Genomic DNA, 15,530 nt, shown 5'->3' with positions numbered 1-15,530 from the left:
CTTTGACGATGGCAAAGCAAAGCCACCTAAAGCAAATGCTTGATGTGCGGTCTAAGTTCGGGGAAACGCGTCCGCGCTTCTTCGAAAAAGGCGGCATATTCGGGCATGGCATCCACAATAAGGCATTCTGCTTGTTGTTGATAGCCAACCAAACGCGCGAAATCCTCATCTGTCATACCTTCCATGGTCCATTGGCGCGACGGTCGAAACAACGGCGCCTTATGTTCATCGATAAATCGCAAGGCTGATCTGTACATAAAGGTGTTTGACTCTGGGGCGGGCTCATCATCCGCAATCAGGATGGACAATGGTGGCACTGTGGGAGTTTCAACTTGTGGGTCGGTACGCTTGGGCCAATGAACGAAGGGCTCAAATCTTGTGTTCACAATAAGACCGCTGACCGGGGCATGAATATCAACACTGCGATGTTCGCTTCCCATTACATGGCGCCAATAGTCCGCATTAGATTTTGCGATGTCCATATGATAACGACCGATGACATCGCCACGTGAGATCCAGCTGTATTGCTTGCCTCGCAAGACATCCTCTTCGATCCGACCCGAATGCGTGAACAGGCGCATTTGCAGACCTGGGACCAAAACAACCTTGTCACCTAGAACGATACCGTCGGGAACAGTGCGTTTATTGTCCGTTTGCTGGCTTGCATCGACGTTGTCAGACGTGTGTGCAGAAGCCGGTGACCGCGCGTGAGAACTGCCTAATGACGTCGATTTTTTCTGATGTTGTAGCGTGAGATAAGCTATATAAACGCCTGCTACGGCAACAAGAACACTTACAACTTCAAACATCGGGTGGCTTTCCAAGGGATCTCTCAAATGAGACTAGTGCTTTTGAGATGTATTTTGAAAGCCTTATGCTGGGGACGATCAACAATTATACCAAACCGCGTGGCGTCTATGTTTTATCATTGCGTTGGGAAACGACCCATTAAACAAGCGCGATTTTATCGCCTATTTGAAGATCATATTCGGGGTTGATCCCGCTCACCCGTGGAGTCGTCCAATATCTAGACGCCGCTGATATAGGCCGGACATAACGAGGACATTTAGATAACTTATCTTGTGGATAGCTTCGATGCTTAACTCGCAAAGGCCCCTGCAATGCAGAGGCCTTCCTAAACAAACATATGCTGGTCCTACCCCACACGTTGCCAGTTCTGGCTCGAACACAACAATCCACCAGCGACGCAGCCGCGCAAACGCAGGCTGTTGCCGCTGACATCCATCTTGCCGATATAGATTTTGTCGTTGGATGGGCGCCAGACCGATCCTTCATAGGCACCGCCCCCTTGAGGCACCATATCAATCACCAGCGTCTTGCCGATGTTCTCGGACTGGTATTCACCATCTGCATTAAATGTCCGGCTGATCACGCCGCAGACCGCCGCGCCACATGGGGCGATTGTGATATGGGCATAGGAGCCGTCATCCACTTCTGTCTGCCAGACACCGACAGCATCCTGTGCAGACGCGGCTGTTGCAAAGGCGAACAGCGACGCCGCTACCATCAAAAGTCTCTTCATACTCATTTCCTCCCTGAGTTCTGGGACAAATCATGCGCGCAGCGCGGCTTTGCGATCAAGCAGGACGTTGGGTCAAACCCGCGCGTTGCAATCCCGCCCGCCCCATGCATAAACGCGGATAAACACGAAAGGTGCCTGCACGATGATCCTCTACCCTGCCATTGACCTCAAAGACGGAAACGCCGTGCGGCTGGTGCATGGCGACATGGATCAAACGACAGTGTTCAACGATGATCCCGCAGCGCAGGCGAAAGAGTTCGTGGCCGCAGGTTGCGAATGGCTCCATCTGGTTGACCTTAACGGTGCCTTCGCGGGTGAGCCGGTGAACGCAGCCCCCGTCGAAGCTATCCTTCAGGCTTGCCCAGTGCCCGCCCAACTGGGCGGCGGCATCCGCGACATGGGCACGATCGAGCGATGGCTCGACAAAGGCCTCGCCCGCGTGATCCTTGGCACCGTGGCTGTGGAAAACCCCGATCTGGTACGCGATGCAGCAAAAGCGTTCCCCGGTCAGGTGGCCGTGGGTCTTGATGCGCGCAACGGGCGGGTAGCGACACGCGGTTGGGCGGAAGAAACGGATGTTATGGTCACCGACCTTGCCAAATCATTCGAGGACGCAGGCATCGCTGCCATTATCTACACCGACATCATGCGCGACGGTGCGATGAAAGGCCCGAACATCGGGGCGACGGCAGATCTAGCGCGCGCCGTGAGCATCCCGGTGATCGCCTCTGGCGGTGTATCGTCCGTGGCTGATCTGGCAGCGCTACAAGACACAGGCGTGATCGCAGGCGCGATCTCTGGCCGCGCACTCTATGATGGGGCGATTGATCTGACAGCCGCATTGGACCTGTTGAAAGGATAGCACAGTGACATCACCCAGGGTCAGCGCAATTCCCCTGCCTGCAAACAGCGGGCTGCATACACGACGCACCAAAGGTGACTTCCTTGATTGCTACACCGTAACCTCTGACATGGACGTGCGCCGCGCGGCCAAGATCATCACGGATTTTCCGGCGTGGGGCAAAATGCTACTACAGGTCCGCAGGGTGATCACGGCACCTTTCGGTTTGGACAATGACGGACCAAACGTGGCTGATAAGGTTGGAATTTTCCCGGTCGAAAGCGAAACGGACGATGAACTCATCGCCGGTTTCGACGATAAACACCTGAATTTCCGGGTAGCGGTCATGTCGCATGCAGGGCAAGTCAGTCTGGCGACATGGGTTGCCCCGCACAATATCGGCGGGCGGATTTATCTGGCAGCGATCATGCCGTTTCACATTGCTATCGTGCGCAATGCGCTTGCCCGTGTGGCGCGCGCTTAATTCGCGCTCATTGCCTTATCGGTCAGCATATTCAGCGCACCGTTGATACGGCCAATCACCTCGGCATCAGGGGCGATATCCAGACCCGCAAGCAAATCCTCTGCCGGTGTCCATGTCATCTGCGTGTTCCCATCAGCATCCTCATATGCCAGCACACGCAAAGGCAGCATCAATCCGGCGCGCACGTCATCTTCCATCGCCAATGTACCAAGCGCGGGATTACCAAAGATCAACAGCGTCGCATCCGGGATCGACTTACCGACGCTTTCAGCACCTGCCGCGTGATCAACCCGTGCGAAAACCGTGGCCCCCGCCCCGTTTACCGCAGCTTCAAGGCCGTCAATCGTTTCAGAGACGGACAGTGGCGAAGGTTTCATCATGTTTTCAGCCCATAATGGTGCCGCACAAAGCCCAATCACGGCAGCGGTCATTGCAAATCTCATCTCATAACTCCCATTTTATCCAGTCCATCCACCTAACGCCGATCTATGCTGCAAAACCACCCCGCCCCTTCCCATCTTACAAGATTACGCCTAAAGATCACGCCATGTTGAAGACACGGATCATCCCTTGCCTTGATGTCGCCGAAGGGCGCGTTGTCAAAGGCGTCAATTTCGTTGACCTGATTGATGCAGGCGACCCGGTGGATGCAGCCATTGCCTATAACGCGGCAGGCGCGGATGAGCTGTGCTTCCTTGATATTATGGCGACCCAGGAAAACCGCGGCACGATGTTTGATCTGGCGACCCGCACAGCCGAGCAGTGCTTCATGCCACTGACCATCGGTGGCGGCGTGCGCACGCACCACGATGTGCGTGATCTGCTATTGGCAGGGGCTGACAAGGTCAGCTTCAACTCTGCCGCCGTCGCAAACCCCGACGTGGTGGCCGAGGCCGCAATGCGGTTCGGCTCACAATGCATCGTCGTGGCGATTGACGCCAAAACCGTTGCCCCAGGCAAATGGGAGATTTTCACCCACGGCGGACGCCGCGCAACCGGGATTGACGCTGTGGAATTCGCCAAGACAGTCGCTGCAAAAGGCGCCGGGGAAATCCTGCTGACCTCAATGGACCGCGACGGCACAAAGGCCGGTTTCAACCTGCCACTGACCCGCGCAATTTCGAATGCGGTCAACGTGCCTGTCATTGCCTCTGGCGGGGTTGGCACCTTGGATCACTTGGTTGAAGGGGTGACCGAAGGCCGGGCATCTGCCGTCCTCGCTGCATCCATTTTCCACTTCGGCACCTACACGATTGGTGAGGCCAAAGCGCATATGGCCACCGCTGGCATCCCGGTGAGGCTGACATGACCCTGAACGAATTGGCCGATATCATCGCCGCTCGCAAAGACGCTGACCCAGACAGCAGTTGGACCGCAAAACTCTTGTCCCAAGGGCCGGAAAAATGTGCTGAAAAATTCGGGGAAGAGGCGATAGAGGCGATCATCGAAGCCGTTAAAGGGGATAAAGAGCGGCTGACAAGCGAAGCCGCAGATGTCGTTTATCACCTGCTGGTCATGCTGGCGGCACGGGATGTGTCACTTGATGATGTGCTCGACACGCTTGCCGCGCGCCAGGGCACCTCAGGGATTGCGGAAAAAGCGGCGCGCCGCTAGTCGGACTTGTTGCCCTTGACCCAGCTTAAAATACGGGTCGGTCGCGTCTCTTCCGCCCTTTTTCTCTGACGCTCCGCCACGATCGCGGCCTCTTTCGCCAGACGGGCCTGCTTGGCCAAACGCGCTTCTTCCGCGCGACGGGCTGCCTCTTGGGCGGCAGCCCGCTCTGCTTCGCGTCGCTTGCGCTCTGCGACCTCAACGGTTTCGCGGTTGAACTCTTCCACCCACTCAGGGCGATAGCGCTCACTGCGCTGCTGGGTGGTGGCCTTGGGGACCGCAACGGAATCCTGCGGTATTGCAGGTGTCACATGCAGATTAGTTTCCTCGATCAGTTCACTGATCGTTTTCGTAAGGTTCTTATTCTCGGCAAAAGCGACCTTTTTGGGTTTTTTGCTTTCCTGCGCAATCAGGGCGAGCCATTCCTTGGCCGACTGAATACGGTCCTTGGGCGGTACGCTCATCGCCTTATCGATGGCCTCTAGGAAGGCAGGCTCATACTGTGGGAAGTTCCCGGTGAGCGGCTCATACGGGTCATCATTCAAATCCGCCATGGCCGCAACACGGGTCTGGCTGACCGGCGGTGCCTTGCCGGAAATCAAATGATACATCGTTGCAGCCAGCGCATAAAGATCACTGCACGGACCTTGAATACCGCCAGCGACATAAAACTCATGCGGGGAATAGCCGTCCTTGACGACCAGCATGGTCGAAACCGCACCGTTCTTCTGACTGGCATCCTCACGCGCGGCACCAAAATCAATCAGCGCGGGCGTGCCCCACTTATCAAGCAGGATATTGTCTGGTGAAATATCACGGTGCAGCAGGTCATTGCTATGCACCAAATCAATCGCATCCAGCACCTTAAGCAGAATATCACGAACCTGATCAGGGGTTAGCGTATCTTTATCGTCTTCGATTGCATCCAGCAGGTCACGACCTTCAAACAGATCCAGAACCATATAGGCGGTGCCATTTTCCTCAAACGCCTGATGGACACTGACGATATTGGGATGGCGCAAACGGGCAAGGCTGCGGGCCTCGCGCATGAACATATCGACGATTTTACGAAATTGGGCTTCGTGGTTGGGGGAATTGACCGTGACGCGGTTACCAAAACGCATGCAAATCGATTCAGGAAAGCATTCCTTTATGACAACAGCACGCTCCAGGAACGTATCCTGTGCAAGATAGGTGATACCGAATCCACCAGCCCCAATCTGGCTTTCAATCTTGAACTTGCCACCAAGCAATTCCAAACCAGTCGGCAACCCCTGACCAGCTTGGTCATAGGTTTGTGATGCATCAATAATACGTGTCTCTTGCATTGATTGTCCACGATTGAGATTAGCTTCGGAAAAATGAACACTGATACAGTAACTTACAAAGATATTTGCAACTGATCATGCAAAATCAAACACCAAAACATCTGCAATTTAATGTACTTGGAATCGTTTCGCGCGGCAGCTCCTTCTTATTGTGCGACAATTGTGCCTTTGTTATGGCAGTCGGCCATCTTTTTATGAACGACCGATCAAAGCTCAAGCTTTGATGAAATAATACCCGTCGCAAAGCCGCCCATCCGCAGTTCCGAAAACAGGCGCTGATATTCTATCTTAGGGCAGCGATCCTGAACAACATCGACACAGCGCGCACCCGCATCGGCCGCCGCCCCAGCATGCATAACACCGATTTGCATCCAGATCGTTTGCAAATCAGGCCAGCGCGCCAGCGCTGTTGTCACAATGGGCGGCACAGCCTCAGAGTGGCGAAAGATGTCGACCATATCCACATCCACGGGAACCTCGCTGACATCGGCATAGACTGTTTCACCCAACAAGGTTTGCCCCGCCAAGCCCGGATTGACCGGGATCACACGATACCCCTTCAAACCCAGATAGCGCGCCACGTAGTAACTGGGCCGGATCTGATTGGCCGATACACCCACAACCGCCACCGTCTTGGTGCGTTTTAGGATCGTGCGAAGGAAATCATCTGAATACATCATAACCGTCACCTTAGCCCGCCGCGCGCCAACAAAAAAGCGCCCGGCCAAACCGGGCGCAAGTTGCGGAACGGAGGGACAGTGTAAAAAAGCGCGCAGGTTCCGAAAGGCACGCTTTCTACAATACACTTAAGCAAACATCGCAGCGGCAAAAGGACAGATCAGGAAAACGTGAAAGCGCGTGTAGCCTGGGGTTATGTCACTGGCCACATTTAGCCTGCGCCCAATTCGTATCAGCGCTGGCGATATAGCGCATAGGATCACTTTGCCACGCTGCGATGACCTGCGCTGATTGGGCAAGATACAAACGACCGTCACGCACGGCCCAAGCCTCTGGCACCGTTTCCGAAAGCATGCCCCGCGCCATGGCGACCGCACAAAAACCACCATAACGCGGCGCGTATCGATGGGGCGTACGCTCAAATGCGGCCATTGTTTCGGAGGACACAAATCGCCATATCGCATTGCGCCACCGCAGACGATGATCGTCCGTACCGGGAACGGGCCGTCCATCGGCAAAATAACTGACCGGATCAATCCCATGAATGGCAACACCCTGCGTATCAAAGATGCAAGGCGACCGTGCCACCGCGGGGGATGCAACGAAAGGCAAGGCAAGCGCAGCCCCAACAAAGTGGCGCCGGTTCAGCATGACGAAGACAAAGGTTTGGTATCCATGCAATGCAAAATGCGCAGCACAGCAGGGCTTGCCTACCCCCCTCGCAAAGCCGTGAAGCGCAGTGATGGTGCGCTAGTCGAAAATATCGTCCATAACGTCCTCGACCACATCCCAGATCTCAGACATGACACGCCGTCCGAACCCTTTGGATTTCTTACGCTTTTTGGGGCGCTCCTGGCGGTGCTCAGAGTATTTTTCCACACGCTTGCGCTTGGCCGGGCGGGCGGGTGTCGCCGCAGGCGCAGTCGCCTGACCGGATTGTTTCGGTAACATTTTCAACGCGCGCAACGGGGCGCCGCAGTTGCTGCAAGACAACTCGTGCTTGTCCTTGCCCCGCAAGATCAAAGCCGCCTTGGTGCCGCAATAGCAGCAAGTTGCAATTTTCGTGGCCGCCATAAGCGCTCCTGTCGTTCAGACCTTTACAGCATATAGGGCAACTGCGGCCGCATTTGAGACGTTGAGCGATCCAAATCCCGCCGCCGCGTCAATGCGCACCAGTTCATCGCAGGTTTCACGCGTCTTTTCGCGTAGCCCCGGCCCCTCGGCCCCCATGACCAGCGCGACAGGTCGGTCACGTTTGCCATCTACGGCGGCCTCAACCGTGCGCGCAGCCTCACCATCAAGACCTAACACCAAATACCCCATGCCCTTCAGCGCTTCCATCGCATCCGCCAGATTACGCACGCGCAAGTAGGGCTGACGCTCCAACGCGCCACTGGCGGTCTTGGCCAGCGCCCCTGTCTCAGGCGCGGAATGGCGCTGGACCGCGACGACAGCACGCGCCCCGAAGACCTCAGCCGAGCGCAGAATGGCGCCCACATTATGCGGATCAGTCACACGATCAAGCAGGACAATCCGCGGTGGCATCGGCCCATCGCCCAAAGCCACATCCTCCAGCTTGCCCCAATCCAGCGCCTTCACCTCTAACGCAGCCCCCTGATGCACCGATTGCGGATCAAGAGGTGCTGCAAATTTGCGCGGATCAGAAATCTCAGGCTCCATCCCACTCTTCGCAACAGCCTCACCGAGGCGCTCCAACGCATTGCGCGTCACCACCAACCGCAGCTTTGTGCGTGCAGGGTTTTCCAGCGCATCGCGCACCGCATGCAACCCGAAAAGCCAGACAGTTTCCTGTGCCGCCTGCCGCTTGGCCTGTTCTTTCGCGACAACCCACTTTGGCTTTTTCATGGTGTTTCCGATCCTTGGTTCACCGCAGGCGATACCCGACAATTTACACAGAGTGAAGGGCAGCACAAAATTGGCCAATTTTGCAGTTGACGCACCCTTGGGCCGCAGGTAGTCACCCCGTCAGTGGGCGACAGGCCGCAAGGTGTGGCAGGGGACTGTAACTCCCTCGAGGCGACTCACGCCTGGTTCGATTCCAGGGTCGCCCACCATAACGCTATTGCGTTGATTTTCCTTATTTTGTTAGAGTCCACCTGACTGAACAGGCTCTATTTAGACACAAAATCCGGAAATTTAGACACAATGCGTGTGAAGAAGGTCAAGCACCTCACAGATAATAACGGCAGTTGGACCTATCGTCGTCGAGTGCCGGTGAAACACCAAAAGACACTCGGCTACAAAATGTGGTCTGAACCTTGTGGTGACGTGTCGTATGCCGAAGCTGTGGTTATAGCTACTCAATGGGCCGCACGACATGACGCCCTCATCAAACAACTTGATGATCCCGAGGCTGCCAAGAAGGTGAGATTATCTACCGAGGCACAATCCATGATGCCGAAAGTGGACTTTCTAGTAGCTGCACACAGCGCTGGTGAACTCCCGGATAACTTCGATCCTCTTGAAGCCGCAAAGGCTGGGATCAAGGCTGCGGAAGGTAATCCGTTGTTTGATGATCAAGACCGTCTGACACGTTACTTAGCTATTCTCGCAACATCATTTGGGAACCATATCTCTCCGCCCACCAGTTTAGACGAGCGTGATGAGTTCGATATGGTGAAGAGAAAGCTGGAACGCCGAGTAGCTGATCTGGCCGGTGATCCGAATACTATTACCGCTGTTGCCGAACGCTATTACAAGCACAACCAGATCAAGGTAGGCGTACTCACAAAGTACCGCGGCAATATTCGCAAATTGACCAAGAGCTTGGGCGACATCCCGATCTCCCACGTGACACCTGCAATGCTAAGACGGTTCCGGGATGAGCAAGCCGAGACGTTGAAGCCCTCCTCACTTTCATCTGTCTTCACGCCGATAAGGGGTTTGTTCAGTTATGCCCTTGAAGAAGAACTGATCACGGCGAACCCGGCTCTTTCCGTACAATTGCAGAAGGATAAAAGGTCTGTACATGAAAGGAAATGGACCCCATTCCCACCCAAAGAGATGAAGCGACTACTTGAAGCCATGGACCAGTTCTGGGGACACCCAATGAGGGGGCTTTCTAATGAACGCAGGGTTGCGGTTCACATGGTGTGTCGAGTGATGGCGCATTCGGCGATGCGCCCGGTGGAGGTCGTCAGACTGGAACCTGAAGATGTCACAGATGATTGGATCAAAGTTCGCGAAGCCAAGACCCCCTCTTCATACCGTACCATCCCTCTCCACCCGCACATCGCTGACTTTCCAGCGTTTGTGGTCAGCGGCGGTCTTCAAACTTTTCGAAACATAAAGACCGACCAAGTGGAGCCGGTTCGTTACCAATTCCGCCGGTTAACTCGCGACTTAATGGACCCATCAATCAAAGATAAGAAAAAAGTCCTGTATTCCCTGCGTTCAACATTTAGCAATGCTATGCGTCGTGCTGGTGCACAGCCAGATGTACGCCGCGCGATTCTAGGTCATTCGGAAGGCGGGCACCTTAGCCACTATGATGATGGCCCTGAGTTTTTCCTAAAGCGCCGATGGGTTAATGCCACCGATCCCACCGTGATTTACCCGGATACAGATGATTACTATGATGATGGACTGGCTGACGACTAACGCTTTGTTGATGGGTCATCAATGTTTCCCACCTTGAATAGCAAGTGAGCTACGATGCTCTGCATCTCCGATGAGTGAAAACGGAAGCCGCTGACATCCGCATTCGTTATTCTGCCCGCCAGTACCTCGTCGTAGTCTTGCAACATTGCAGCCAGCCTGTCGGCATTAAGCACAAGCCCAGCTTTATAGCCGACTGTCTCGGTTAGAAATGATAGCGTAGATTCTCGTGATAAATGGACGTGACCCATATTATTTACCTCGACTAGCTTTCCCGCGATTTCCTTGGAGACCTTCTGACGCAATCTGCCCCAACCTATCAGGCTGAGGCAGGTCACTTGTCGCCGACAATCACTTACTGGTCTTGATGGTCTCGACTACATGGGTTGATTTCAAACGTTTTGCCTTTTTCACCGTGGTGAAGCGACCTGTCTTGGCACTGCGGCCAACTTTATAGCTTTTCGTTTTCATATCCGTACTTTCGTTAGTTACATTATGGGAAGAAGGCGCAGTCATCCGCGCCTTCCGTCAGTTTATGGGGTGGTTATTCTGGTACCAGAATTGGCCACGCCCGGTGCCCAAACGCTTTCGCGTAAAGGCGGTTGCCAGTCTTAGGGCAGGTCTTCCAAGGGCGGAAAACGTACCGGTAACCGGACGGAGGGGGTGTGTGACGCTTGGTCATTGCACTCTCCACTTCAGGGCGTATCTTGCCTTTTGTCCCAAAATGCGCTAACGCAGTCCTTGCTACGGAGACTGATTTGCGCTTCTTGGGGGCTCTGCACCGTCAAGCCCCTGATGCACGATGAAGAAATTCGTTTGGAGGCTCGGGCACCAACCTGAGCCTTCTTTCGTTATAACCTTCCATTCTTTCTGAGGTATCGCAGCCGGTTACGCGCTGCTTCCTTAGAAACCCCGAAACGATCTGCCAGACTGTCTTCATCGTCAAAGTTATTGATGAAGCACTCTGGCATGAGGAACTCGGCGGCGAACTGATTGGCCTGTGGTTCGGCCAAACGAAATGAAGGTGTTCCATCTCCTTGAACTGCGCGGGCCAAAGGAATGTTCGTATGCATTGCCCAATGCCCAAGCTCATGCGCGGAGGTGAAACGATCTCGGCCTCCGCCCATACACGCACCTTCGTAAACGTCTTCGCGCAACATGATGAATACACCGTTGGGGCATGTATAGCCCTCAGCACTCCCCATTTCGCCACGACTGCCCACATCGAAACGAACTAGGTTTAGACGTTGGTCAAGAACTTGTTCGATGATTTCAATAACGGGCGCACGTGGCTGATCCGATAGCCCCAAGTTTTGACGTAGATTGTTGGCAATGCCACCAATCTCCGCCCACCGTCGGGGTGGAACTACAAAGTCTGTCGCTTCAGTCATTCTGTATCCTTCTTCTTGAGGATGCCGATGATGTTGTTGAGTTCAGCTTCAGATAGTGAGTTCATCCTGCGGGCCATCAAACCAGCAGTGTCACGTGCCAAAAGACTGTCAGCCTCTAACGTAAAATTGCTTCTCGACCTGTCAGCCGCCCGGTGAAGCGACGCAGCAGCGTCTCCGGCCAATCTGTATGCTTTGATCACCAGATCAACGAAGCCCTGCGGTGGTGCTTTGGTTCCCCGCTCAACGGCTGATATAAAAGCTGAAGACTTTTCCAATCTCGCGGCCATATCCAGTAGGCGTTCTTCTTCATCAATTCGTAACTTCCTCAGTTCCTTCCCGATTTCCGTGGTCATTGTTGGTCTCCTAGTGGTTCAAGTGTAGTCGTAACTGATGTGGGTGAGAGAATCAACCTATATGGTTAATTTTTTATCCCCACTCGGTTAAATTGGATTTGGTGCGTCAAGGTAGTGAAGGTCGAGGAACTCAGGTGAGCCAGTGATAGTTTTCCTTTAGTCACAAGCCGGTGATCATAAGTCAGAGCTTTCGCAGAGGTGCCGATAGACTGACGCCCGACCGATACGCATCCTCTTCGCAATCACCGTGGCCGCCAAGCCCTCTGCCTTCAACACGTTGATCTGTTAGGTGTCTATGCTGACCGGGCGACCTTGGTAACTCTCTGGCCTGCCCAAGCTAAAATGCCAATGTTCCCTGATAGGTTGTGGACAGAAAACTGAATCAGTCGCATAAACAGGTATTGTGTTCAGTTTTTTGTCCTAGCAGGTAATAGATGAAGCGGTTCTTTAGCCCCGACCTACTCGCCGTGTATTTGGCTGGAACAGCGATCATACTTTCGCAATTGCCGCCAATTTATCAATTATTCCAGAAGCCCGAAGCTGAGATAACCGCCGATGGTTGGCTTTCTATAACACACGCGCTGGGACGACCTCAGGTTTACTTGCCGGTTACGGTTTCGAACGATGGGTCAGCCACGCTCACTGTGGAGGAGATTTCGTGTTCTTTGATGAATTTGGACAATGGAAACATCTGGCCCATGAAGGTCACCAGTTTCGTAGATCAGTCAACTGTTCAGCAGTTCCAACCAGCAAGAGAGATACCGATAGGGAGGTTACGGGTCCTTCCGAATAGCCGATGGAGCGAAACAGTTCACTGCGCGGTCAATCCAACAGCGGACCAACTTAGCAGGTTGCAGCTTATTGGGCTTCAGATGACCGACTATCTCAACTCTCAGCCAAGGGTCATTCCGGCCACATCAGAGCCGGTGGAGTTTCCACAGGACATCTGGATGCCAGCACAGGATATGTTCGAAGAAGCTTTCATACTGGAAGTTGGATCATACGCAATCGAGATATCGATCTTGACTGATGAGGCGATCTCGTCGAGCCACGTTTCTTCAAGCTTCATATTGGACGCTTCAGACATCTCAATTTTACGGCGGCACTTAGATCAATACAAATATGGCGGTGGTGTCATATTCCCTATCCCAAATTCGTTGAGTGTTACAAAGGTCGAGGAGTAATTGAATATGTGTAAGTATCTTGCCGTGATCGTTTGTATATTGTTTTGCCCAGTTGCTGGCTTCAGTCAAAGCCCGGAAGTTCCTGATGAAACCTTTCCAGATATCGCAGCCGTGTTCGCCGATCCTCAATCTCCGACCGGTGCAACAATAATCTATAACCCAATAATCTGCGCAAGTATTGGCGAAGCTTGTGTGTTCTTCAGATATCACGAACACGGACATGTTTATCTTGGGCACCATCGGAACCCATCGACCCCTCCGGTCATCCGGGAACGCGATGCCGATAACTATGCAGCAGCAAATGCGCCACCGTCTGCGGTCTTGACTGCTTGGCACCTATTCATGAATGGAGGCAGTAGTTCTAACTGGCATACCTACGGAACACCCATCGATCGTGCTCGGAGGCTATGCAGTTTTGCTTGGCAAGCCGGGAACTGGATCGGCCCTTTGCCTTGCTAACATGCAGCTATTTTCATCACCTAGACGCTCATTCCGTCGTCTGTCAGTTATTCTTGAGGTCCCCTAGATGGCACGTCGTCCACAAGGTGCGCTCACCGATGAAGAAAAACACATAGTTAAGGGCCTATTGCAGGCAGGTGAACGCAACCAAGACATCCAAGCATTGGTGAATATCGGCAGACCGGCCACGATCAACAGTGGACGCGTCACGGAGGTCAAGCAAGATGGCACCATAGCACCTGCATCTGCCGAAGATTTGGACTTCTACCGGGCACGAAAGAAGAGCTTCGATCCTCAGACGGGCCTAAACCTGTACGATGATGAACGCTTGATCAGAGCGAGGGAAGCGATGCTCTTAGCGGTACAGGTCTTCAATAGCCCGACCCTAAAGTTCAAGGCCGAAGTGTTCGCCGTACACGCCAACATAGCATGGACCTATCTGCTACATGAGCATTATGAACGTCAGGGCATCGAGATCATGCAGGCAGATGGTCGGTCGTTGCTACTAAGTCAAATGATCGCCCGCGAAGACTGTCCGCTGTCACAAGGCATGAGAGACAATCTGTCCAGCTTGAAGCAAATCCGAGATGCTGTCGAACACACCCTATTCAGACGTGCTGACACCAGGTTCCTCTCTATTTTCCAAGCCTGCTGCCTTAACTTTGACAAGTCGATATGTGATCTGTTTGGTCCAGACTTAGCCCTCAGCAACGAACTATCGTTCTCATTACAATTCGCCAAGATGGACTTCGAGCAACTGGCACAGATTCATTCATACGAGGTCCCGGAACACATCAAGACCTTAGAAAAGACTATTGAGGATCAACTGGATGAAACGCGATCCACCGACATCGAGTACCGTTTCCGCGTCGTCTACACTTTCGAAAACTCCACGAAATCTAAGTCACACATCAAATTTGTTCATCCGACTGACGACGACGCTGAAGAGGTCAGGAATGTTCTGATCCGCAAAGAAATCTCAGACAAACTTTACCCGCACAAGCCGGGCGTCGTAGTCGATCTGGTGAGAGGCAAATCTGGCAAAGTGTTTTCAAGCCGAAACCATACCCAAGCATGGCGAAAGTTCGATGCACGCCCACGAACTGGCGTTGCCCAACCGGAGAATACAAACAAGGACTGGTGTATCTATCATCAGGCCCACGGCGACTACACGTACTCGGATAAGTGGGTGGACTTCATTGTCAGCTTCATTGGAGCCGACGATAATTATGAAGAACTACGTCGGTTCAGATTGTGACACCATTCGCGATGACCGAGTGTCTGCCACCGCCTTCAGGTGTCGGTAGACTGACGCCCTACCGATACGCATCCTCTTCGCAATGGCCGTAGCCCCCAAGCCCTGTGCCTTCAACGCGTTGATCTGTTCGGTGTCTATACTGACCGGGCGACCTTGGTACTTATCCGGACTGACCGCCTTTGCTCGGGCGATGCCTTCAGCCTGTCTCTGTTTGGCGATGTTCCGCTCCCACTGCGCGAACGCAGCCAGCATGTGAAGCTGCAACCGTGCCAAGGGATCATCGTCATTGTCGGAGAACTTCAGCCGCTCTGATACGAATTCGACCGCAACGCCCTTGGCGTTCAGTTCCTCGACGATGTTCAGTAGGTCACGTATATCACGTCCCAATCGGTCGAGGGAATGGACAACCACGCAGTCCCCCTCCCGACAGAACGCCATCATCTCATTCAGCCCCGGACGTTCACGTGATGCTCCTGTCAGCTTGTCCTCGAAGACCTTTTCGATGTCGATCTGATCAACAAGCTGGCGGTCAAGATTCTGGTCGGTTGTACTAACTCGACGATAAGCAACGCGCATTCATCCTCCTGTGTCTCATATGGCTCTAGACCAGTACAGGGATTCGTCTCATAAGTCAAAAATATACCCAAAAGATACAATATTCTGGTATAACACATGTCTCAAAGGGGTGTCTCATGTCGGCTTACCCAAACGATACTGTCCCATAGGCTGATGTCCGTGGATGTGACTTCCACTAGATCATCACCTGCCAAGATGGACCTAGA

At 53.5% G+C, this 15,530-nt stretch carries 18 protein-coding genes and 1 tRNA gene; 8 read left to right on the top strand and 11 right to left on the bottom strand.

Annotated elements, in window-relative coordinates; genetic code table 11:
- Positions 1-26: 26 nt before the first annotated feature.
- Entirely contained in the window at positions 27-809 is a 783-nt protein-coding gene (locus BC777_RS00595) for a hypothetical protein (RefSeq protein WP_100366239.1), read from the bottom strand.
- Positions 810-1,156: 347 nt separating this feature from the next.
- Complete coding sequence (locus tag BC777_RS00590) at positions 1,157-1,543, bottom strand: DUF2147 domain-containing protein (RefSeq protein WP_100366238.1); 387 nt, start codon at positions 1,541-1,543, stop codon at positions 1,157-1,159.
- Between the two features lie 142 nt (positions 1,544-1,685).
- Here BC777_RS00590 and hisA point away from each other — a divergent pair, with 142 nt between their 5' ends.
- Together hisA and BC777_RS00580 are read left to right on the top strand one after the other, a co-directional pair.
- A complete protein-coding gene (hisA, locus tag BC777_RS00585) occupies positions 1,686-2,405 on the top strand; it encodes a 1-(5-phosphoribosyl)-5-[(5-phosphoribosylamino)methylideneamino]imidazole-4-carboxamide isomerase (RefSeq protein ID WP_100366237.1) in 720 nt (239 codons plus the stop codon).
- A 4-nt stretch (positions 2,406-2,409) separates the two neighbouring features.
- Positions 2,410-2,868 (top strand): DUF2867 domain-containing protein, encoded by a 459-nt coding sequence (locus BC777_RS00580; protein ID WP_100366236.1) that lies wholly within the window; start codon positions 2,410-2,412, stop codon positions 2,866-2,868.
- On the opposite strand, the gene BC777_RS00575 is transcribed toward BC777_RS00580, so the two are convergent.
- Complete coding sequence (locus tag BC777_RS00575; protein WP_100366235.1) at positions 2,865-3,311, bottom strand: DUF302 domain-containing protein; 447 nt, start codon at positions 3,309-3,311, stop codon at positions 2,865-2,867. The two genes, BC777_RS00580 and BC777_RS00575, sit on opposite strands and share 4 nt — an antisense overlap.
- Before the next feature lie 104 nt (positions 3,312-3,415).
- On the opposite strand from BC777_RS00575, the gene hisF reads away from it, so the two are divergent.
- Positions 3,416-4,177: an imidazole glycerol phosphate synthase subunit HisF gene (gene hisF, locus BC777_RS00570; protein WP_100366234.1), complete on the top strand. Its 762-nt coding sequence runs from the start codon at positions 3,416-3,418 to the stop codon at positions 4,175-4,177.
- Positions 4,174-4,482 (top strand): phosphoribosyl-ATP diphosphatase, encoded by a 309-nt coding sequence (locus BC777_RS00565; protein WP_100366233.1) that lies wholly within the window; start codon positions 4,174-4,176, stop codon positions 4,480-4,482. The genes hisF and BC777_RS00565 overlap by 4 nt, the downstream gene beginning before the upstream one ends.
- Here the strand turns inward: BC777_RS00565 and BC777_RS00560 are convergent.
- The 5 genes from BC777_RS00560 to rlmB all read right to left on the bottom strand — a co-directional run bounded on the left by BC777_RS00560 (position 4,479) and on the right by rlmB (position 8,351).
- Positions 4,479-5,807: a serine/threonine protein kinase gene (locus BC777_RS00560; protein WP_100366232.1), complete on the bottom strand. Its 1,329-nt coding sequence runs from the start codon at positions 5,805-5,807 to the stop codon at positions 4,479-4,481. The genes BC777_RS00565 and BC777_RS00560 overlap by 4 nt on opposite strands.
- A gap of 206 nt (positions 5,808-6,013) precedes the next feature.
- A complete protein-coding gene (locus BC777_RS00555; protein ID WP_211095312.1) occupies positions 6,014-6,487 on the bottom strand; it encodes a CoA-binding protein in 474 nt (157 codons plus the stop codon).
- 196 nt (positions 6,488-6,683) lie between these two features.
- Entirely contained in the window at positions 6,684-7,136 is a 453-nt protein-coding gene (locus BC777_RS00550; protein ID WP_100366231.1) for a YHS domain-containing (seleno)protein, read from the bottom strand.
- A 99-nt stretch (positions 7,137-7,235) separates the two neighbouring features.
- A complete protein-coding gene (locus tag BC777_RS00545; RefSeq protein WP_100366230.1) occupies positions 7,236-7,559 on the bottom strand; it encodes a hypothetical protein in 324 nt (107 codons plus the stop codon).
- Between the two features lie 15 nt (positions 7,560-7,574).
- Entirely contained in the window at positions 7,575-8,351 is a 777-nt protein-coding gene (gene rlmB, locus BC777_RS00540) for a 23S rRNA (guanosine(2251)-2'-O)-methyltransferase RlmB (RefSeq protein ID WP_100366229.1), read from the bottom strand.
- 125 nt (positions 8,352-8,476) lie between these two features.
- Here rlmB and BC777_RS19280 point away from each other — a divergent pair.
- Positions 8,477-8,560, top strand: a tRNA-Tyr gene (locus BC777_RS19280).
- A gap of 91 nt (positions 8,561-8,651) precedes the next feature.
- A complete protein-coding gene (locus tag BC777_RS00535) occupies positions 8,652-10,106 on the top strand; it encodes a tyrosine-type recombinase/integrase (RefSeq protein ID WP_100366228.1) in 1,455 nt (484 codons plus the stop codon).
- Positions 10,107-10,954: 848 nt separating this feature from the next.
- On the opposite strand, the gene BC777_RS00525 is transcribed toward BC777_RS00535, so the two are convergent.
- Both BC777_RS00525 and BC777_RS00520 read right to left on the bottom strand, forming a co-directional pair.
- Positions 10,955-11,494, bottom strand: a complete 540-nt coding sequence (locus BC777_RS00525) for an ImmA/IrrE family metallo-endopeptidase (RefSeq protein WP_100366226.1) — start codon at positions 11,492-11,494, stop codon at positions 10,955-10,957.
- Positions 11,491-11,847, bottom strand: a complete 357-nt coding sequence (locus BC777_RS00520) for a helix-turn-helix domain-containing protein (RefSeq protein ID WP_100366225.1) — start codon at positions 11,845-11,847, stop codon at positions 11,491-11,493. The genes BC777_RS00525 and BC777_RS00520 overlap by 4 nt, the downstream gene beginning before the upstream one ends.
- A gap of 434 nt (positions 11,848-12,281) precedes the next feature.
- Here BC777_RS00520 and BC777_RS00515 point away from each other — a divergent pair, with 434 nt between their 5' ends.
- On the top strand, positions 12,282-13,031 hold the full coding sequence (locus BC777_RS00515) for a hypothetical protein (RefSeq protein ID WP_100366224.1): 750 nt from the start codon (positions 12,282-12,284) through the stop codon (positions 13,029-13,031).
- A 526-nt stretch (positions 13,032-13,557) separates the two neighbouring features.
- Positions 13,558-14,748, top strand: a complete 1,191-nt coding sequence (locus tag BC777_RS00510; protein WP_168769029.1) for a DUF3644 domain-containing protein — start codon at positions 13,558-13,560, stop codon at positions 14,746-14,748.
- Here BC777_RS00510 and BC777_RS00505 read toward each other — a convergent pair.
- A complete protein-coding gene (locus BC777_RS00505; protein ID WP_100366223.1) occupies positions 14,728-15,324 on the bottom strand; it encodes a recombinase family protein in 597 nt (198 codons plus the stop codon). The genes BC777_RS00510 and BC777_RS00505 overlap by 21 nt on opposite strands.
- Positions 15,325-15,530: the final 206 nt, after the last annotated feature.

This window comes from Yoonia maricola, from assembly GCF_002797915.1.
In the GTDB taxonomy this organism is placed as follows: domain Bacteria; phylum Pseudomonadota; class Alphaproteobacteria; order Rhodobacterales; family Rhodobacteraceae; genus Yoonia; species Yoonia maricola.
Note: the sequence above shows the minus strand (reverse complement) of the source record. Positions and strands in the feature narration are given on the sequence as shown.